Consider the following 19698-nt stretch of genomic DNA (forward strand, 5'->3'; position numbering starts at 1 on the left):
GCATCAGGCGTCATCGGCCCCCACCCCAAGCGTTTTCGGATCCAGCACATAATGCGCGCCGCAGAACTGGCAATCCGCCGTCAAAACCCCTTCATCGGTTGTCATTTCGGCAATATCCTCCTGCCCATAGATCGACAGCGACTGGCGCACCCGGTCTTCAGAACAGGTGCAGCCAAAGCGGATGGGTTGCGGGTCAAACACGCGCGGTTGTTCTTCGTGAAACAGACGCACCAAAAGATCGGTCGGCGCGACATCTGGCCCCAGCAGCTCGGCGTCCTCAGCCGTATCCAGCAATATATTCACGCGGGCCCAGCTTTCGCCCTCGTCGTCCGCCAGCAAATCCTGATGCGCCAGCAACCCGCCGACACCCGAGCCCCCCTCACCCTGAATAGACGGCGAGGCTTTTGGCATCATCTGCAGCATCACCCCCCCGGCCCGCCACGCCGCCAGCTCTCCCGGCAGGGTGGTTTTGCCAAAACTCAACTGAAACCGCGTTGGCAACTGTTCGGACTGCGCAAAATACGTCTCGGCGCAATCAGAAAGCGAGCTGCCTGCAATCGGCGTGATTCCCTGATAGGGTACCGTGCCTTCACCCTGATCTATCAAGATCGCGAAAAATCCCTCACCAATCAGGCTGAATGGCTCGGCCTCGCTCAGATCGGCCGCGCGGTCATAGCCGGCATAGGCGCGCACCCGTGCAGGTTCGCCGTCATCGGTAGGGCCATAATAATCTGTTGCAATCAAGCTGACCGGGCCATTGCCGCGAATTTGCAGCGACAATTTCCAGCGCAGCTTGATCATTTGGCCGATCAGCGCTGTCAAAAGCGTGGCTTCCGCAACCAACGCCTCTATTTGCGGTGGATATGCATGTTGCTTCAGCACCGAGTCCAAAGCAACATCCAGCCGCGCAACGCGGCCACGGACGTCAGAGTGATCAAGTTGAAATGGCAGGACGGTATCGTCCCAAGCAATTTTTGTTCCGATGGTCATGGGGTTCCCTTGGCAAGCCAGCCTTGGCATACCGCGAACATATAGGTACGGCAACCACAGGACCAAGGGCTTACCCATGATCAAATGCTACGGCGAGGCGCCAAAACCCGGTCAAACCTACACCAGGCGCCCAGGCGTCTATGCCATCTTGGTACGCAATCGCGCGGTTTTGGTGACGCATCAGGCGAAACCACAGCCTGAAATCCAGCTTCCCGGCGGTGGAATTGATGCCGGAGAACATCCGATTGCGGCCCTTCACCGTGAGGTTTTTGAAGAAACCGGCTGGCATATGACCCTGCATTTCCGCTTGGGTGCCTTTCGCCGGTTCACCTATATGCCCGAATACGACCTGTGGGCCGAAAAACTGTGCACAATCTATGTCGGCCGTCCAACGCTGCGAATATCTGCACCAACAGAGCCGTTCCATTCACCGCTTTGGCTGCCACTGTCAGGGGCGGCACCTGCCCTGGGCAATCCCGGCGACCGGGCGATGATGGAAAATTTCATCAAACGGGTCCAGTAACGTCTAGCCTTTCATCAAAAACAGGGCACCAGACACATCATCGGGAAAGTCCTCACCACCAAAATGGGTGGAAAGATCCCAAATAAGCGCCTCCAGCAGGGCTGGGTTTTCCATGCCCTGATTCGCTTGAAGGATGCGGGTCAAACCGTCTTCGCCCAGTTCCTCACCACGGGGTGACGGGCATTCCGTAACGCCGTCAGACACAAGAAAAAGACGATCGCCCGGCGCCAGATAGGCCTCAACCCGCTCATAGGTGGCATAGGGGATAAGGCCAATCGGCATCCCCCCCTCGCCAATATATTCAATCGCACCATTTTTCCGAATCAGCGCCGGATGCGGGTGGCCCGCCTGCACCAGTTTCAAGTGCCCCGTCTGTAAATTGATATCGGCATAGGCCAGGGTGAAATACTGCTCAACCTGAATATCCTCAAACATCATCCGATTCAGGCGCGCCGCCACTTCCTCGGGCGGGTGGGCATCGCGCTGGCCAAAAACATCAATCGTCAAAGCCACGTTTTGATCGGGCGAAGACCCGGACAGCAGCCCCGACAAGCGCGCCGTCATCATCGCAGACGCAACGCCATGCCCCGAGACATCTACCGAAAATACGCCGATTCGATGCGAATCAATCTCAAAAAAGCCAACCAAATCACCGCCAACATGCCCCGACGGCCGCAGCAGCGCCGACACTTCACCGCGCCCGAAATCACGAAAACGCTCACGGATCAGCGTTTGTTGCAGCTTTCGCGCCTCGATCAAGTCCCGATCCAGCGAATCATAAAGCTTCTGCAACTCGCTGAGGGTTGATCCGACAAGCCGGTTCTTTGCCATCAGTTCCGATTGCATGCCCAAAATCCGCTCACCTGCACGCAAACGCGCCCGCAGTTCTCCCAAATTGACCGGCTTGGCAAGAAAGTCATCTGCCCCGCAATCCAGCCCGTCGGCAATCTCGCCCTTTTCGGATTTGGAGGTCAGCAGAATGAAATACCCATAGCCGTCACGCGGCAACGCCTTGAAAGCGCGGCAAAAATCAAGGCCGTTCATTTCGGGCATCATCCAATCGCTCAACACGATATCAAACGCGGTTTCCCGGCACAGTGCCAGCGCCGAAACCCCGGAATCAGCCTCGGTTACCCGGTATCCGCCACGCGCCAGTGCCAATGACAAAATACGCCGCTGCGCCCGGCTATCATCCACCACCAACACATGCCGCCTCACTGCCGCCACCGCGTATGGCATCTGCTGTTTTTCTGGCACCATCAAAGCCACCGGGTTTCCTTTGCGTAACTTTTCATCGGTATGCGGCGAAAAGCTTAAGGCGTGGTGAAAGCTAAAATTCGCAATTTCTGGCCGGTTTTGCCTTACCAATTATTAAACATCGCCCCGCACACTTCTTTGCGTGGGTGTGGAAGCAATAAACCTTTGGGGGTGATTATGATTGATTGGGAACGTGTGTGTGAGCTTCGTGACGAAATCGGTGCAGAAGATTTTGCCGAAGTTGCCCAGCTCTTTTTAGAAGAAACCGATGCGGTTATCAAAAACATCAAAAAAGACACTACGCCTCAAGCTATTGAAGCGGCGCTTCATTTTCTGAAAGGCAGCGCTTTGAACCTTGGTTTCAGCAAACTTGCGGCCCTCTGCCAGACCGGCGAAAAAGCGGCGGCAAGCGGACAATCTGGCGGCATAGATCTTGGCATGGTGGTAACCGCGTATGAGCAATCAAAAATTGCTTTTGCGGCAGGCAAACAGGCTGAAGATGCCGCCTGAAATCAAATCAGGAATTCGGCAAGCGCTTCATCTGCGGTGATGTCACGAAAGCTGAATCCAGCCTTTTCCATATTGCCAAACAATTGCCGAAAGTTATCCGCATCTTTGGTTTCGATTCCGATCAGAACCGAACCAAAGTTTCGCGCTGATTTCTTAAGATACTCGAACCGCGCAATGTCATCATCGGGGCCAAGCATCAGCAGAAATTCGCGCAAAGCACCGGGGCGCTGCGGCATGCGCAAGATGAAATATTTTTTCAAACCGGCATAGCGCTGCGCCCGTTCCTTCACTTCCGGCAGCCGCTCAAAATCAAAGTTCCCGCCAGAGGTGACGCAAACCACCGTTTTCCCTTTGATCTGTTCAGTCAGTTCCGGCAGCACATCCACCGAAAGCGCCCCGGCCGGTTCCAGCACAATGCCTTCCACATTCAACATCTCAAGCATCGTCACGCAAATCCGATCCTCGGGCGCAAGCAGCACATGCGCCGGGTCAACCCATTTCAACATCTCAAAAGTACATGTGCCAAGCCGCGCCACAGCCGCGCCATCGACAAAGGAATTCATCTTTGGAATCGTCACTGGTGCGCCGTTTGCCAGTGCGGCCGTCAAGCTGGCACCGCCCAAGGGCTCTACAAACCGAAACTGCACCTGTGGCGCGACCAATCGCATAAACCCTGTCACACCCGAGCCAAGCCCGCCGCCGCCAACGGGCAGGATCACAAAATCCGGTGCGCCGCCCAATTGCTCCAATATTTCCACCGCAACGCTGGCCTGCCCCTCAATCACATCAGGGTCATCAAACGGCGACAGAAAATGTGCCCCGATATTCGCGCAGAACGATTGCGCTGCACTTAACGTCTGGTCAAAATAATCGCCCGACAGCACGATATCGACACTGTCACCGCCAAAAGTACGGGTTTTATCAATCTTTTGTTGGGGCGTGGTGACCGGCATGAAAATCGTCCCGCGCACCCCAAAATGACGGCACGCATAGGCCACGCCCTGCGCGTGGTTGCCAGCGCTTGCACAAACAAACTGCCCCTGTGCCGGGTTGGTGCTGCGCATTTTACGCATCGCGTTCACGGCACCACGAATTTTATACGATCGTACTGGTGCCAGATCTTCACGCTTTAGCCAGATCTCGGCTCCATAGCGTGCCGACAAATGGTCATTGCGTTGCAGCGGCGTCGGATCAAACAGATCGCGCAGGGCGGCGGTGGCATGGCGGGCAGCTTGGGCAAAATCACTCATAGCCCCGATTAGACCGATCCTGCCGCCAAAGACAAGCCAGACCAAAGCGCAAAAAAACGCGTGCCGCGGCTGATAGCCATTGCCAATAGCACGCGTCTTGCGCCCCACCGCTTGCCCTCGGCCCAAATTCCCAGTAATCGCGGGGAAATCGCGAAGGAGAATCCCATGTCTGCCGCCACACCATTTACCCCGAAAAAAGTCGTTCTTGCCTATTCGGGGGGGCTTGATACCTCGATCATCCTGAAATGGCTGCAAACTGAATACGGCTGCGAAGTCGTGACCTTCACCGCCGATCTGGGCCAGGGCGAAGAACTGGAACCCGCACGCCAGAAAGCGGTGTTGTTGGGGATCAAACCCGAAAACATCCATATCGAAGACGTGCGCGAAGAATTTGTCCGCGATTTCGTCTTCCCGATGTTTCGCGCAAACGCCCTGTATGAAGGGCTCTATCTGCTTGGCACCTCTATCGCCCGCCCGTTGATCTCCAAGCGTTTGGTTGAACTGGCCCATGAACATGGCGCCGATGCCGTGGCCCACGGTGCGACGGGCAAGGGCAATGACCAGGTACGGTTTGAACTTTCAGCCTATGCTTTGGACCCCGCGATCAAGGTCATTGCGCCTTGGCGGGAATGGGATCTGACCAGCCGGACCAAACTGCTGGAATTTGCGGAAACGAACCAGATTCCGATTGCCAAGGACAAGCGGGGCGAGGCGCCGTTCTCGGTCGATGCGAATCTTTTGCACACATCGTCCGAGGGCAAGGCGCTGGAAAACCCGGCCGTTGAAGCGCCGGAATATGTGTATCAGCGCACCGTTTCGCCAGAAAACGCCCCCGATACGCCCGAATACATCGAGGTGACGTTTGAAAAGGGCGATGCTGTCGCGATCAATGGTGAAGCGATGTCGCCAGCCACGATCCTGACCAAGCTGAACCAATTGGGCGGTGCCCATGGAATCGGACGGCTGGACTTTGTGGAAAACCGCTTTATCGGAATGAAATCGCGGGGTATCTATGAAACCCCCGGCGGAACCGTGCTGCTGGAAGCCCACCGCGCAATGGAGCAGATCACGCTGGATTCCGGGTCAGGGCATTTGAAAGACAGCCTCATGCCCCGCTATGCTGAACTGATTTACAACGGTTTCTGGTTCAGCCCCGAGCGGGAAATGTTGCAGGCCTTGATTGATAAAAGCCAAGAGCATGTTACCGGCACGGTTCGCCTGAAACTGTACAAAGGCCTTGCAAGCTGTGTGGGCCGTTGGTCAGATCATTCGTTGTATTCAGAGGCTCATGTCACGTTTGAAGACGATGCCGGTGCCTATGACCAAAAAGACGCTGCGGGGTTCATTCGGTTGAATGCGCTGCGGCTAAAACTGATCGCAACCCGCAACGCGCGGGTAAAGTAACCGACAGCGGTTTTTGCTACAGGCACCGGGCATTTGGTAGGGCCGCGCAAAAACTTGCGCGGCCTATTCATTTTGGCCCGGCCTTTGTGAAGGGTGGCGGCCTGTTTCCTGTCTGGCGTCTTTCCAAAGATATTTTCCCACGATGAACTCTGCCCCTCTGCTTCACCTTGCTGTGAGGTAACGCGCCAGTGCGTTGCGGTTGCAGCGGTTGTGCGCGCAGGCTGAAAGCTGGGCAGAAAAAGGGAGTTGGTAATGAAGAACTGGATAGTGGCGGCCCTGTTGGCGCTGGCTGCAAGCACGGCGCAGGCCGCAACAGAAAAGGCGATTGTGGCGGGGGGCTGTTTTTGGTGCGTGGAATCGGATTTTGAATCTGTGCCGGGGGTGAAGTCGGTTGTATCGGGCTATACTGGCGGAACCACGACCAACCCGACCTATAAACAGGTGGGGCGGGGTGGCACCGGGCATTATGAAGCGGTCACGATAACATTCGATCCGGCCCAGATCAGCTATGCCAAAATTCTGGAGATGTTTTTCCGCTCGGTTGACCCGACCGATGCGGGCGGGCAGTTCTGTGACAGGGGCGAAAGCTATCGCACGGCGGTTTTTCCGCTAAATCCAGACCAGACGGCGGCGGCGCAGGCAGAGAAAAGCAAGGCAGAAAAAGCATTGGGGCAAAAGATCGTAACGCCGATCACGCCTGCAATGCCGTTTTACACCGCCGAAGACTATCATCAGGATTATTACAAAGGGGGCAATATCGTCCTTACGCGTGGGGGGCCAAAACGGCAGTCAGAGGCTTACAAATTCTACCGCAAGGCCTGCGGGCGCGATGCCCGCGTGAAAGAGCTTTGGGGCGCGGCGGCCCCGTTTACCCATTAAAGCCTGTTGCGCCCGCCAGAGGCCCGAAGCCAGCCGGTGCCCCGAACCAATGGTTGCGGCGCATATGGCGTTTCACCTTTGATTTGAACCAAGGCCTGCCCCATAACGCATTGAAATATTTGATTTCAGGCCGCGATATGTAAGGCAGGTTCAAGGCGAAACGCTTTAACGCGTTCGGGGCATTGACTGAAGGCAAGCATGTGCCACACGCGCTAAGGCGCTGAGGACAAAAACGCATCGACCTCGGCGCGGCTGGGCATGGCAACGGCGGCACCGGGGCGGGTGACTTGCAGCGCGCTTGCGGCGGCGGCGCGGTGCAGGGCTTGGGTGCGGTCCATTCCCGCGTCAAGGGCGGCGGCAATGGTGCCCGCAAAGCAATCCCCCGCGCCCGTTGTATCAACCGGAATGACCGGAAAGGCCGGTATGTGCAGCGGGTCCACGCCCAAACTGTGCCACTCGGCCCCATCCGCGCCTTTGGTAATGATGACATCGCAATCGGGCAAGCCGCCAAAGGCTGCGACCATTTCCTTTGCCTCGCCCGCGTTCATCAACAACAACGCGGCGTAGGGCACCACCTCTTTCAGGGGGGCCAGCTCAAACGGGGCGGGGGAATAGAGGGTACGCAGACCAATACCAACCGCAAGCCGTGCAGAGGCGGATTGCGCCGAGGTTTCATTCTGCATCAGCAGGGTATCGCCGGGGCGGGCCGTGGCCAACACCTTGGCGACCTGAGACTCGGTGATTTGCCGATTGGCGCCCGCAAAAAGCGTGATCGTGTTTTCTGCTGCAAGGTCAACTTGAATGATCGCGTGGCCGGTGGGCGTGGCGAGCTGCTGAACATGGCTGGTATCGACCCCATAGCCTTGCAATTCCCCCAGCACCCAATCGGCCTCTTTACCGACGGCCCCGATATGCAACACTCTGGCCCCTGCCTGCGCGGCCGCGACCGATTGGTTCGCGCCCTTGCCGCCCAGGCCCATGCTGTAACCGATGGCGGCAAGCGTCTCGCCGGGATGGGCAAGATGCGGCACACGGTACACATGGTCAATGTTGATAGAGCCGAGGGAATAGATGGTCATGATGTGCCTTGCTGTCATCCGCGAAACCGGGGCGCTGCCCTGATTGGTCGCCAAGATGGTTTGGTCAAGATGAAACTGCGCTGCGGCCTTAGTCAAGCCAAAGGTTGGGCCCCCGATGATCAAGGCCATGTGATCGGCCTTGCGGGTTGTGGGGCAAGGCGCGGCGCCAGCCAGCACCTGTTGCATGGCGCAAACCCGCTGGCCACGACCAGAACACAGCCTGTTGGCAGGCTGTCTGGTTGTGTCAACGCCACAAATGACGTGCATCATCACTAATTTGATTGACGTACCTCAAATACGTTTCTAAATTGCTGGTTCATTGAGGGCGTGAACCATGACCAGTCCAACTGTGCGCGATGTTGCAGCGCTTGCTGATGTAAGCCTGGCCACGGTTGACCGTGTGCTGAACAATCGCAAGGGCGTGTCGGCCAAGGCGATTGCCAAGGTCAGGGCGGCGGTTGCCCAATCAGGCTATATACGCAATCTGGCGGCGGCCAATCTGTCACAGCGCCGGGTTTACAGGTTTTGCTTTGTCGTGCCTGCTGGCGACACCGGGTTCATTGCGCTGTTGCAAAATGCCATCGAAGCGCAACGCAGTCATCTGATGCAAAGACAAATCCTGATCCAGATCGTACCAACCCGCGCCTTCGATGTCGCGGGTCAGGTCGCCGTCTTGCGAAGTCTGGACTGTGATGCGGTTGCGCTCATGGTCAGCGAATCGCCAGAGATTCAGGAAGAGGTCAGCCGGCTGATGGCCGCCGGAATACAGGTTGTGACGCTGGTCGCCGATTTGCCGCAATCCGGGCGCAGCGCCTATGTTGGCATTGACAATGTGGCGGCAGGCCGAACTGCCGCCGAATTCATGGGCCGGTTTGTCCACGGGGCCGGGCCGGTCTTGATGATTGCCGGTTCCTTGACATCACGGGATCACACAGAACGCCTCATGGGGTTTCGGCTGGTCATGCAAGAGCGGTTTGAAACCCTTGGGTTGCTGCCAGTCGTGGAGGGCAGTGATGACGCAGCAACGGTTGAGCGTCTTGTTCTGGCTGCGGCTGCCGCGCGACCGCTTGCTGGCATCTACGCGATCGGGGCGGGAAACCGTGGCTTGGTGCGGGCCGTCAACGCCATCACACCCAAGCCTGTAACCATCGTCCATGAGCTGACACCCACCTCACGCGCCGGGCTGCGCGATGGCACGATTACCCTGGTGCTGGATCAAGACACCTTGGCCGCAACGGCCGCCGCAGTAGAAATCATGCGCCAGTTGACCGAGGGGCGCGACCTGCCACCCGATGCCGGGAAAATCCGACTTAACCTTTATTGCCGAGAGAACATATGATGACTGGATATTTTGCTGACATCCCCGCAATCACCTATGGTGGCCCCGATACGACCGACCCAATGCAGTTTCGGCACTACAACCCTGCCGAGGTTGTCGGTGACAAAACGATGCAAGAGCATCTGCGTTTTGCGGTCTGCTATTGGCATAACTTTGTGTGGGAGGGGAATGACCCCTTTGGCGGCCAGACGTTTGAACGCCCTTGGTTCCCTGCCGATACCATGGCACTTGCCCGGCAAAAGGCCGATGCTGCCTTTGATATGTTCCGCATTCTTGGCGTGCCGTATTTCTGCTTTCATGACCATGATGTGCGCCCCGAAGGCGACAGCTTGCAAGAAAGCCACAAGCGCCTGAATGAGATGGCCGATTACTTTGCCGAAATGATGGCGCAGGGTGGCCCGAAACTGCTGTGGGGCACGGCCAATATGTTCTCTAACCGGCGCTATATGTCGGGGGCTGCGACCAACCCGGACCCGGATGTGTTTGCCTATTGTGCATCAACCGTGAAAACCTGCATGGATGTGACCCACCGCCTGCAGGGCGAAAACTATGTGCTATGGGGGGGCCGCGAAGGCTATGAAACCCTGCTGAACACCGACCTGTCGCGTGAACTGACGCAGATGGGCCGTTTTTTAAGCATGGTTGTCGATTACAAACACAAGATCGGCTTCAAAGGCGCGATCTTGATCGAACCGAAGCCGCAGGAACCGACCAAACATCAATATGATTTCGACGTGGCCACGGTTTATGGTTTTCTGAAACGGTTCGGGCTGGAAGATGAGGTGAAAGTGAATGTCGAGCAAGGCCACGCCATCCTTGCGGGCCATTCGTTCGAGCATGAGTTGGCGATGGCGCGAACGCTGGGGATTTTCGGATCCATCGACATGAACCGCAATGATTACCAGTCGGGCTGGGATACAGACCAGTTTCCCAACTCGCCCTCCGAGGCGGCGCTGGCCTATTATGAGGTGCTGATGGCAGGCGGCTTTACCACGGGCGGCACGAATTTTGACGCCAAGCTGCGGCGGCAATCGCTGGATGCAAGTGATCTGATCGCTGCCCATATCGGCGGCATGGATATTTGCGCACGCGGCTTGAAAGCGGCCCATGCGATGCTTGCGGATGATGCACTGGAGGGGCCGCGCCGTGCGCGCTATGCTGGCTGGGAAACCGACGCCGCACAGGCAATGCTGGCCGAAGGGGCAACGCTGGAAAACATTGCCGCACGGGCAGAAGCGGCGGCCCTCGCCCCAAAACCAGTGTCAGGGCAGCAAGAAAAATTGGAAAACATCGTCAGCCGCTATGTTTAAAGGGCGCATAGCGCATTAAAGTGTTTTGCCTTGAAGCCTTCCTCACATATCGCTGCCTGAAATCGCAGGTTTCACCGCGCTATGTGAGGGGTTAAGTTCAGGTTGAAGGCAAAACGCTACCGGCCCCGCTTCGGCGGCGGTCCGCGCCTTGATCTGACTTCCTGCACATCAGGCAAAGCTCAGAGGGTGATTTTCTGGCGCCGGTCAATGGCGATCAACTGCTGTATCTGCGCGACAATCTGATTGGCATGTTCAAGGGCAAGCTTGTCCGCGCCCTCAATATCCCGCGCGGCAATCGCGGCGATCATGCTTTCATGTTCGGCAACATATTGCTGTGGCAGTTGATCGTGGTAGGATTGGTAATACAGCCGCAAAATCCGCCGCCCCTCATCCATAAGGCGGATGAACAAGCCCTCATAATAGGTGTTTTGCCCGGCAGCGGCGATGGCAACATGAAAATCGCGATTCGTCGAGATCATCGTCAGCGCGTCTTGCTGCTGGACCGCCTGCGCAAAATCGGCCTGCAGGGCGCGGATTATCTCGAGATCCTGATCCGTATGATATTCCGCCGCAAGCCGGGTGGTGACGCGGTACATCAACGACAGCGCATCGAAAAACGTGTGCATGGTCAGAAAATTGATATTTGAAACCACGGTAGAGCGGTTGGGAAGCGTGGTCACCAGCCCCTCAGCCGCCAAGCGCACCAAAGCCTCGCGGATCGGGGTGCGCGACATTTCAAAACGGTCCGCAAGCTGAATCTCATCAATCGGGCTGCCCGGTGCCAGCGCCAGATCAATGATTTCATCACGCAGCACGTCATAAACATGCTTGACACCAGAACCCCGTCTCCGGTCTGGTTTGGTGGCTGATGGTGGATTGCCCATGCCTCATCCTTTTTCCTGTCGTCTGGATATGGGAACTGCCAAGGGCGTTCAAGTGCCACATGATCTGCGCCCCGCATGTTTTGTGTCGACAAATAGTATGCAATGCACTATAGCTTCTGAAACAAGCATGATTCCTGCTGAAAACCCACATTGCCAGAATCGCAAACCAAGGAGCCCCCAATGACATCAGATATTTTTTCCGGCACGATCCCCGCCTTGATGACCCCATGCAAAGCCGATCGCAGCCCTGACTTTGACGCATTGGTCGCCAAGGGCAAAGAGCTGATCGCGGCGGGCATGTCGGCAGTTGTGTACTGCGGCTCGATGGGCGATTGGCCGCTGCTGACCGATGCGCAGCGGATGGAAGGGGTAGAGCGGCTGGTCAAGGCCGGTCTGCGCGTGATCGTGGGCACCGGCGCCGTCAACTCTGCCTCGGCTGTGGCCCATGCTGCCCATGCACAAAAGGTTGGCGCACATGGGTTGATGGTTATTCCGCGGGTATTGTCGCGCGGCTCGTCCATTCCGGCCCAAAGAAACCACTTCAAGGCGATTCTGGCCGCCGCACCTGATCTGCCGGCCGTGATCTACAACAGCCCGCATTACGGCTTTGCAACCGGCGCCGACCTGTTCGCCGAACTGCGCAAGGACCACAAGAACCTGATCGGTTTCAAAGAGTTCGGCGGCGAAGCCGCGATGTCTTATGCAGCCGAATTCATCACCAGCCGTGATGATGATGTAAAGCTGATGGTGGGCGTGGATACCTGCGTCGTTCATGGCTTTGTGAATTGCGGGGCAACCGGCGCGATTACCGGCATTGGTGGCGTGCTGCCCGCCGAAGTGCTGAACCTTGTGCGCCTGTCGCAAGCCGCCGCCAAAGGCAACGCCATGGCCCGCCAGCGTGCACAGGAATTGGAGCAAGCCCTTGCCGTGCTGTCAACTTTTGACGTTGGCGTGGATCTGGTACTGTTCTTCAAATATCTGTTGGTTCTGAACGGCGATGCTGGCTATGACCTGCATTTCATCGAGACGGATGAACTGTCGGATAGCCAGAAGGGCTTTGCCAAGGCGCAGTTGGAACTGTTCCGCACATGGTATGCAGAATGGTCGAAACTGCCGGGCGCCGTCGCCTGAGCTTGGCAGATTGATTGAAATGGCCCGCTCATCCGAGCGGGCCATTTTTTTAGTGCCTTATGATACCGCGTCCAAACCGCCCTTGTACAGCCGCTCCAGAATGGCCATTTCATCCGCCGTAAGATGAATCCCCTCGGCATCTGCCAGTTGTCGGGCGGCAAAACGCCGGCCCGACGGCAGCCGCGCACCCTGGCCCAGAACCGCATCAAACAGCGCCTCGGCACTGGCCAGGTTGACGCCACCTTTGGCGGCAGCGAAACGCTCGGGGCAAAAGGCGATGATCAATTCACCATGGCGCGGGGCAACCGTCATGGTGCCAAGAAACGCCAGCGCCTCGGGGCTGGTCATATCGCCGATCATCACGCCCGCCAGCAATTCAATCATCATCGAGATGGCCGAGCCCTTATGCCCACCGAATGGCAAAAGCGCACCAGCCAGCGCCGCTGTGGGATCAGTGGTCGGCTTGCCATCCGCGTCTATGGCCCAGCCTTCGGGCAGAGGTGTGCCGGCAATGCGGTGCAGCTCCACCTCGCCACGCGCCGCGACGCTGGTCGCAAAGTCGAACACATAGGGGTTGCCCGCACGCGGCCAGCCAAAGGCCAGCGGGTTCGTTCCCATCAGGGCCGTGGTGCCACCTGTCGGGGCCACCGTGGCATAGCTGGGGCACATGGCAATAGCGGCAAGCCCGTGGGCGGTCAGGGCCTCTACTTCTGGCCAAAGCGCCGAAAAATGCGTGCAATCGTTGATCACAAGGGCGGCAATGCCAAGCGCCTTGGCCCGCGCGGCCAAAACGGGCGCGCCCAACTCGAACGCCGGGTTGGAAAAGCCGCCCTTGGCATCAACCCGAACGATTGCGCTATCGTCTTGCGTCAGCGTGGGTTCGGCATTGGGATCAACCTTGCCTTGCTTGAGCGTCCGCAAACAGCCCTCGATCCGGTAGATGCCATGCGATTTGCAGGCGTCGCGTTCGCCTGCGACAATAACGCGCGCGACGGCTCCGGCCTGGGTTGGGGAAAGGCCGCTTTGGCGGAAAATAGCCTCTACTTTTGTCAACAACTCGGCGGGGGTTAGCGTGGTTTTCGTGGTCATCCTGACGCTCCTTTGATTGTGTCCTGTCGCAGGGTCGGCTAGTGGTATCGCAGAAAGCGGTTGCGTTTCTGCATACATATTGTATGCATGAATCAACAGCAGGGGCAAGCCATCTGCGCCCCGATTTGGACAGCAATAGCCGCACCCAGCAAGGGGCGCGGAAACCGGAAAGGGCATGAACATGACATTTACCCCACATGGCAAGCATTTGATCGCAGGCGAATGGGTCGGCAGCGAGCAGAGCTTTAAGTCAGAGCCGGCAACCGGCCCCGCCCATGACTATTCAGTCGGTACGGTTGCGCTGGTAAACCGCGCGGCCGAGGCGGCAGAGGATGCGTTCTGGACCTATGGTTATTCCAGCCGCGCCGACCGGGCGGCGTTTTTGAATGCCATTGCGGATGAGATTGACGCACGCGGCGACGCGATTACCGAAGTGGGGTCTGCCGAAACCGGCCTGCCAGCCGCACGTTTGCAAGGAGAGCGTGGGCGCACCGTTGGCCAGTTGCGGCTGTTTGCCGACCATATTCTGAAGGGTGATTACCTGGACCGCCGCCATGATGCGGCGCAGCCTGATCGCCAACCCGCCCCCCGGCCTGAAATTGTCATGATGCAGCAGCCCATCGGCCCGGTTGCCGTGTTCGGTGCGTCCAACTTTCCCTTGGCCTTTTCAACTGCAGGCGGTGATACGGCAGCGGCGCTGGCAGCAGGTTGCCCGGTGGTCGTGAAGGGCCATTCGGCCCATCCGGGCACGGCAGAAATCGTGGCCGAGGCAATCAAGGCCGCGATTGAAAAGACCGGGATGCCAAAGGGTGTTTTCTCGTTGATCCAGGGCGGCAAGCGCGACGTTGGCACGTCGCTGGTGCAGCATCCGCTGATCAAGGCCGTTGGCTTCACCGGCAGTCTGGCGGGTGGTCGGGCGCTGTTTGATCTATGCGCGCAACGCCCCGAGCCGATTCCCTTCTTTGGCGAGCTTGGCTCGGTCAACCCGATGTTTTTGTTGCCAGAAGCGATGGCAGCGCGGGCGGAAGCAATCGGTGCGGGTTGGGCGGGGTCGCTGACCATGGGCGCGGGGCAGTTTTGCACCAACCCCGGAATTGCTGTGGTGATTGACGGCCCTCAGGCCGACATATTCACTGCCGCCGCCAAGGCCGCGCTGGAAAAGGTTCCAGCGCAGGTCATGCTGACCCCCGGCATTGCCGACGCCTATCATCAGGGCGAGGCCCGCTTTACCGGTGCCAAGGGCGTAAAGCCGATTCTTTGTGCCAAGTCCGAAGGGCGTGAGGCGCAGCCAAACCTGTTCGAAACCACAGGCGCAGCCTTTGCCGCCAGCCACGACCTTGCCGAAGAGGTTTTTGGCCCGCTTGGCCTGATCGTGCGCGTGGGGTCAGTGGATGAGATGGTCACTTTGGCCAAAGGCTTTGCCGGGCAGTTGACCGCGACCTTGCATATGGATGCGGGCGATATGGACGCCGCCCTTCGTCTGCGCCCGGTGTTGGAGCGCAAGGCAGGCCGGGTTTTGGTGAACGGCTTCCCAACCGGGGTAGAGGTGGTTGATGCGCAGGTGCATGGCGGCCCCTACCCGGCCAGCACCAACTTTGGCGCAACCAGCGTTGGCACGCTGTCCATCCGACGCTTCTTGCGCCCGGTGGCCTATCAGAACATGCCGCAAGGGCTGTTGCCCGCAATTTGACTCTGACTGTCGCCGCAGTAAACTGTGCCAATCGTCCCCCGCCTTTTGGTGGGGGGCTTTGTAAAGACGCAAGAGATTTGTATACATCAAGTATATTTTCGTTATTTCAGCTTGCGCCATTGCCAAAGCGGCCACATAGTCAGTCAAAGCCACGAATCAAAAAACGATCCAAACCTTGGGAGAGAGACTTATGAAAAAATCCGTACTTCTGGGCGGCATGCTTGCCGCAACCTGCCTGGCCTCGGCTGCAAGCGCTGACATGCTTGACGATATCATTTCGTCAGGCACGCTGCGCTGTGCGGTTGTGCTTGACTTCCCGCCGATGGGGATGCGCGACGATGCCAATAACCCGATCGGCTTTGACGTTGATTATTGCAACGATCTTGCCGCCGCACTTGGCGTAAAAGCTGAAATCGTTGAAACACCGTTCCCCGAGCGTATTCCTGCGCTGATGGGTGGCCGGGTTGATGTGGGCGTGGCCTCGACCTCCGACACGCTGGAGCGGGCGAAAACCGTTGGCTTCTCTATCCCCTACTATGCGTTTGAAAACGCCGTTGTCGGCAATGAAAAAGCCGCGATGAAGTCCTGGGAAGACATGAAGGGCAAGGTTATCGGCGCAACAGCCGGCACCTATGAAGCGATCTGGATTGAAGGCCAGATCAAGGAATGGGGTGCGGGTGAATTGCGCCCCTACCAGACACAGGCCGATGTTTTCCTGGCGCTAAGCCAGGGCCAGATTGACGCAACGGTTTCAACTGTTGAAGTCGCGGAAGCCAACGTGAAATCGGGCAAGTTCCCCGGCGTGTCGATTGTTGATAAAGCGCCGATGGTGCCGGATTATGTGGCCCTGTTCACCATGCGTCAGGAATATGGCCTGATCAACTATCTTGATCTGTTTGTGAACCAGCAGGTCCGGACCGGCCGCTATGCCGAGCTTTACAAGAAGTGGGTTGGCGAAGGCGTTCCCGCAGACCTGACGGTCAAGGGCGTTTCGCGCTGATCTGATCGCCGATACCGGGCGCGTGGGGCAACCTGCGCGCCCTTTCCGCTCTGGCTGAAAAGAGGTGGCGATGTTCTCTTATACCTTTCAATGGAATCAGGCGCTTGCCCGACTTCCGCAAATGCTTGAAGGCGCACTGGTCACTATGGAAGTGGCCATTCTGTCGATGGTGCTGGGCATTTTGCTTGCCGTCGCCCTGACCGGGTTTCGCCTTTCGGGTAACAAGTTTCTGAATGCGATTGCCGTGTCATGGGTCGAAGTGGCCCGCAACACCCCTGCCCTGTTTCAGATCTATATGGCGCATTTTGGTGTGGCAAGTTTTGGCATCCATTTCAGCCCTTTCACCTCGCTGCTGATCGGCATCACCTTTAACAACGCGGGCTATCTGGCGGAAAATTTCCGTGGCGCGCTGAAGGCCATTCCCGAAACGCAAACCCGTGCTGCGCGGTCACTTGGCATGCCGCCGATCATGGCGTTCAACACCGTGATCTTGCCGCAAATGCTGCGGATTTCGTTTTTGCCAATGTCGAACCAGATGGTTTGGGCGGTGCTGATGACCTCGCTTGGGGTCACCGTTGGCATGAATTATGACCTTTACGGCGTAACCCAGGATTTGAACGCGCTGACCTTCCGCACGTTTGAGCTGTTCGCGCTTGCAGCGGTGATTTTCTATATCATCGTCAAAGTCATCAATTTTGGCGCACGGTTGCTTGCAGCCCGCCTCTTTCGGTATTGAGGGGGCTGGCCATGTTTAACACGTCAATGTCATTCGAGGATGTGATGTTTCTGGCGCAAGGCGCCTGGATAACCATTCTTGTCACCATCATCTCGGTGTTTCTGGGCACGATTTTCGGCATATTCTTTGGGGTTCTGCGCTATCAGGTTGGCCCATGGTGGGGCGCGCCGGTTACCTTTGTGCTGGATATTTTCCGGTCAATCCCGCTGCTTATCCAGCTAGTGCTGGTCAATGCGTTTCTGGGGATTGTGCTGCGGTTGCAAATCTCGGGCTTTACGGTGGCCTGCGGGGTTTTGACCTTTTACACCGCCGCCTATTGTTCGGAAATCGTGCGGGGCGGGATTGAGGCGGTACCGTTTACCACCCGCCGCGCCGCGCGGTCGCTTGGGCTGAACTGGTTTCAGGATATGCGCTATATCGTGGCCCCACTGGCGACGCGCGTGGCCTTGCCAAGCTGGATTGGCCTTGCGCTGGGCGTGATGAAGGATTCCGCGCTGGTCTATGTGGTGCAGGTAACCGAACTTTTGAAATCGACGCAGATATTGATCACCCGCCTGCAAGAGCCGTTGTTCCTGCTGACCATTGGCGGTTTGTTCTATTTCCTTATCAGCTTCCCAATCGCCCGTCTGGGTGGTTATCTGGAAAAACGGTGGTCCAATGATTGAGATTAAAGACGTCTACAAATCCTTTGGCGCGTTGGAGGTGCTGAAAGGCATCAACCTGACGGTTAAAAACGGCGAAGTGCTTTCTGTTATTGGTGGGTCCGGCTCTGGCAAATCCACGCTGCTGACCTGTATCAACGGCTTGGAGCCGATCAATTCCGGGACCATTCTTGTTGATGGCACCGAGGTTCACGCGAAATCCACCGATCTGAACAAGCTGCGCCGCAAGATCGGCATCGTGTTTCAGCAGTTCAACGCCTTTCCGCATCTGACGGTGCTGGAAAACGTCACGCTCGCGCCGCGCAAGGTGTTGGGGATGGGCAAGGCCGAGGCCGAAGAAATTGCCATGAAGCAGTTGACAGCGGTGGGCCTTGCAGAAAAAGCGGCGGTTTATCCGGGGCGGCTTTCGGGTGGGCAGCAACAGCGTATGTCTATTGCGCGCGCACTGGCGATGTCGCCCGACTATATGCTGTTTGATGAGGTGACTTCGGCGCTTGACCCGCAGCTGGTGGGTGAGGTGCTGGATACGCTGAAAATGCTGGCCGACAAGGGCATGACCATGATCTGCGTCACGCATGAGATGAGCTTTGCGCGCGATGTGTCGGACCGGGTGGCGTTTTTTCACAAGGGCATCATGGCCGAGATTGCACCGCCTGCCGAATTCTTTGGCGCGCCGCAGCACCCGGAAACGCAAGCGTTTCTGTCAAACATTCGCTAACGAAAGCATAAGACCATGAAATCGGCAAAGGTCGTCGTTATCGGCGCGGGTGTGGTGGGGCTTTCCATTGCGCTTGCTGCGCAGGCGCGTGGGTTTTCAGTGCGCGTGATTGACCGGGAAGGGGTATGCGCGGGGGCGTCGGCGGGCAATGCGGGCGCGTTTGCCTTTACCGACATTCTGCCGCTGGCCTCGCCCCGCGTGATCCGGCAAGCGCCGAAATGGCTGCTTGATCCGCTGGGCCCGCTGACGGTGCCACCGCGCTATGCGTTGAAAATCGCGCCGTGGATGCTGCGGTTTTGGCGGGCAAGCTGGCCGGGGCAAGTACGGGCATCGACCATCGCGCAAACCGGGTTGATGGCCCTGTCAAAGGCCGCGCTGGAGCCGTTTTTGGCGCAGCATGGCCTGACGTCAATGCTGCGCCGCGATGGGCAGTTGCAAGTCTATGAGGGCAAGGGCGAATTTGACGCCAGCCTGCCAAGCTGGGCCACACGCGCCGAGGCGGGGATTGAGTTTGAGCATCTGACCGGCGAGGCGATTGCCGCCAAGCAACCCGGCCTTGATGCCCGCTTTACCCATGCCACCTTTACGCCGGGTTGGTTTTCAATTGCTGACCCCAAGGATTTTACCATCGCTTTGGCGGAACGCTTTCGCGCGAATGGTGGCGAGGTCGTGATTGCCGAGGCGCTGCGGTTGTTGCCGGATGGCGTGGAAACATCGGCGGGCGTAATGAAAGGCCGTGTGGTGCTGGCTGCGGGGGCGTTCTCGCATCTGCTGGCCCGGACCGCCGGCGTAAAAATTCCGCTGGAAACCGAGCGTGGCTATAACACCACCCTGCCCGCCTCTGCTATTGATCTGCGCTGTCAGGTCACATTTGGCGGCCATGGCTTTGTTATCACGCGACTTTCTTCGGGTATTCGGGTTGGCGGCGCCGTGGAATTGGGCGGGTTGAAGCTGCCCCCGAACTATGCGCGCGCCGACGCGATGCTGACCAAAGCCAAACGGTTTTTGCCCGCGCTTGATACCTCAAACGGGGTGCAATGGATGGGGTTTCGCCCGTCCATGCCCGACAGCCTGCCCGCGATTGGTGCGCTGCCCGGCCAGCCCAACACGATCTGCGCCTTTGGTCATGGCCATCTGGGCCTGACCCAATGCGCAGGCACAGCCGAAATTGTCGCAGACCTGCTGGCGGGCAAAGCGCCCGGCCTTGATCTTACCCCCTTCGCTCCATCGCGTTTTTGAAAGCTGAC

The 19698-nt window shown here is 57.9% G+C and carries 19 protein-coding genes; 13 read left to right on the forward strand and 6 right to left on the reverse strand.

The window, feature by feature from the left end; all coding sequences use genetic code 11:
- Positions 1-3 precede the first annotated feature (3 nt).
- The gene (locus tag VDP61_RS01995) at positions 4-990 is read right to left on the reverse strand and encodes an Hsp33 family molecular chaperone HslO (protein ID WP_323005257.1); all 987 of its coding nucleotides are present in this window, start codon (positions 988-990) and stop codon (positions 4-6) included.
- Positions 991-1066: 76 nt separating this feature from the next.
- Here VDP61_RS01995 and VDP61_RS02000 point away from each other — a divergent pair, with 76 nt between their 5' ends.
- Entirely contained in the window at positions 1067-1513 is a 447-nt protein-coding gene (locus VDP61_RS02000) for an NUDIX hydrolase (RefSeq protein WP_323005258.1), read from the forward strand.
- A 3-nt stretch (positions 1514-1516) separates the two neighbouring features.
- Here VDP61_RS02000 and VDP61_RS02005 read toward each other — a convergent pair whose 3' ends face one another.
- Positions 1517-2773 carry a PP2C family protein-serine/threonine phosphatase gene (locus VDP61_RS02005; protein WP_323005259.1) on the reverse strand — a complete coding sequence of 419 codons (1257 nt, stop codon included), beginning with the start codon at positions 2771-2773 and terminating at the stop codon, positions 1517-1519.
- A gap of 63 nt (positions 2774-2836) precedes the next feature.
- Here VDP61_RS02005 and VDP61_RS02010 point away from each other — a divergent pair, with 63 nt between their 5' ends.
- Positions 2837-3280 carry an Hpt domain-containing protein gene (locus VDP61_RS02010; RefSeq protein ID WP_323005260.1) on the forward strand — a complete coding sequence of 148 codons (444 nt, stop codon included), beginning with the start codon at positions 2837-2839 and terminating at the stop codon, positions 3278-3280.
- 2 nt (positions 3281-3282) lie between these two features.
- Here the strand turns inward: VDP61_RS02010 and ilvA are convergent, their stop codons facing one another.
- Positions 3283-4530, reverse strand: coding sequence for a threonine ammonia-lyase IlvA (gene ilvA, locus VDP61_RS02015; RefSeq protein WP_323005261.1), 1248 nt, complete (start codon positions 4528-4530; stop codon positions 3283-3285).
- A 165-nt stretch (positions 4531-4695) separates the two neighbouring features.
- Here ilvA and VDP61_RS02020 point away from each other — a divergent pair, with 165 nt between their 5' ends.
- Entirely contained in the window at positions 4696-5934 is a 1239-nt protein-coding gene (locus VDP61_RS02020) for an argininosuccinate synthase (RefSeq protein ID WP_323005262.1), read from the forward strand.
- A 252-nt stretch (positions 5935-6186) separates the two neighbouring features.
- Positions 6187-6813, forward strand: coding sequence for a peptide-methionine (S)-S-oxide reductase MsrA (gene msrA / locus VDP61_RS02025; RefSeq protein ID WP_323005263.1), 627 nt, complete (start codon positions 6187-6189; stop codon positions 6811-6813).
- A 212-nt stretch (positions 6814-7025) separates the two neighbouring features.
- Here the strand turns inward: msrA and VDP61_RS02030 are convergent, their stop codons facing one another.
- Complete coding sequence (locus tag VDP61_RS02030; RefSeq protein WP_323005476.1) at positions 7026-7892, reverse strand: ribokinase; 867 nt, start codon at positions 7890-7892, stop codon at positions 7026-7028.
- 334 nt (positions 7893-8226) lie between these two features.
- Between VDP61_RS02030 and VDP61_RS02035 the strand changes: the two genes are divergently transcribed.
- Complete coding sequence (locus tag VDP61_RS02035; RefSeq protein ID WP_323005264.1) at positions 8227-9231, forward strand: LacI family DNA-binding transcriptional regulator; 1005 nt, start codon at positions 8227-8229, stop codon at positions 9229-9231.
- Positions 9231-10541, forward strand: a complete 1311-nt coding sequence (gene xylA, locus VDP61_RS02040) for a xylose isomerase (RefSeq protein ID WP_323005265.1) — start codon at positions 9231-9233, stop codon at positions 10539-10541. Before VDP61_RS02035 ends, xylA begins: the two co-directional genes overlap by 1 nt.
- A gap of 179 nt (positions 10542-10720) precedes the next feature.
- On the opposite strand, the gene VDP61_RS02045 is transcribed toward xylA, so the two are convergent.
- A complete protein-coding gene (locus VDP61_RS02045) occupies positions 10721-11425 on the reverse strand; it encodes a GntR family transcriptional regulator (protein WP_323005266.1) in 705 nt (234 codons plus the stop codon).
- A gap of 180 nt (positions 11426-11605) precedes the next feature.
- On the opposite strand from VDP61_RS02045, the gene VDP61_RS02050 reads away from it, so the two are divergent.
- Positions 11606-12556 carry a dihydrodipicolinate synthase family protein gene (locus VDP61_RS02050; protein ID WP_323005267.1) on the forward strand — a complete coding sequence of 317 codons (951 nt, stop codon included), beginning with the start codon at positions 11606-11608 and terminating at the stop codon, positions 12554-12556.
- A gap of 57 nt (positions 12557-12613) precedes the next feature.
- Here VDP61_RS02050 and VDP61_RS02055 read toward each other — a convergent pair whose 3' ends face one another.
- Complete coding sequence (locus VDP61_RS02055; protein WP_323005268.1) at positions 12614-13645, reverse strand: Ldh family oxidoreductase; 1032 nt, start codon at positions 13643-13645, stop codon at positions 12614-12616.
- A gap of 181 nt (positions 13646-13826) precedes the next feature.
- Here VDP61_RS02055 and VDP61_RS02060 point away from each other — a divergent pair, with 181 nt between their 5' ends.
- The 6 genes from VDP61_RS02060 (at position 13827) to VDP61_RS02085 (ending at position 19690) form a co-directional block, all read left to right on the forward strand.
- The gene (locus VDP61_RS02060; RefSeq protein WP_323005269.1) at positions 13827-15335 is read left to right on the forward strand and encodes an aldehyde dehydrogenase (NADP(+)); all 1509 of its coding nucleotides are present in this window, start codon (positions 13827-13829) and stop codon (positions 15333-15335) included.
- Positions 15336-15525: 190 nt separating this feature from the next.
- The gene (locus tag VDP61_RS02065; RefSeq protein WP_323005270.1) at positions 15526-16335 is read left to right on the forward strand and encodes a transporter substrate-binding domain-containing protein; all 810 of its coding nucleotides are present in this window, start codon (positions 15526-15528) and stop codon (positions 16333-16335) included.
- Positions 16336-16405: 70 nt separating this feature from the next.
- Positions 16406-17071, forward strand: coding sequence for an amino acid ABC transporter permease (locus tag VDP61_RS02070; RefSeq protein WP_323005271.1), 666 nt, complete (start codon positions 16406-16408; stop codon positions 17069-17071).
- Positions 17072-17082: 11 nt separating this feature from the next.
- On the forward strand, positions 17083-17736 hold the full coding sequence (locus tag VDP61_RS02075; RefSeq protein WP_323005272.1) for an amino acid ABC transporter permease: 654 nt from the start codon (positions 17083-17085) through the stop codon (positions 17734-17736).
- Positions 17729-18451: an amino acid ABC transporter ATP-binding protein gene (locus tag VDP61_RS02080; protein WP_323005273.1), complete on the forward strand. Its 723-nt coding sequence runs from the start codon at positions 17729-17731 to the stop codon at positions 18449-18451. The genes VDP61_RS02075 and VDP61_RS02080 overlap by 8 nt, the downstream gene beginning before the upstream one ends.
- Before the next feature lie 15 nt (positions 18452-18466).
- A complete protein-coding gene (locus VDP61_RS02085) occupies positions 18467-19690 on the forward strand; it encodes an NAD(P)/FAD-dependent oxidoreductase (RefSeq protein ID WP_323005274.1) in 1224 nt (407 codons plus the stop codon).
- Positions 19691-19698 lie beyond the last annotated feature (8 nt).

Origin of the sequence: Pseudorhodobacter sp., from assembly GCF_034675685.1 — a bacterium.
GTDB lineage: Bacteria > Pseudomonadota > Alphaproteobacteria > Rhodobacterales > Rhodobacteraceae > Pseudorhodobacter.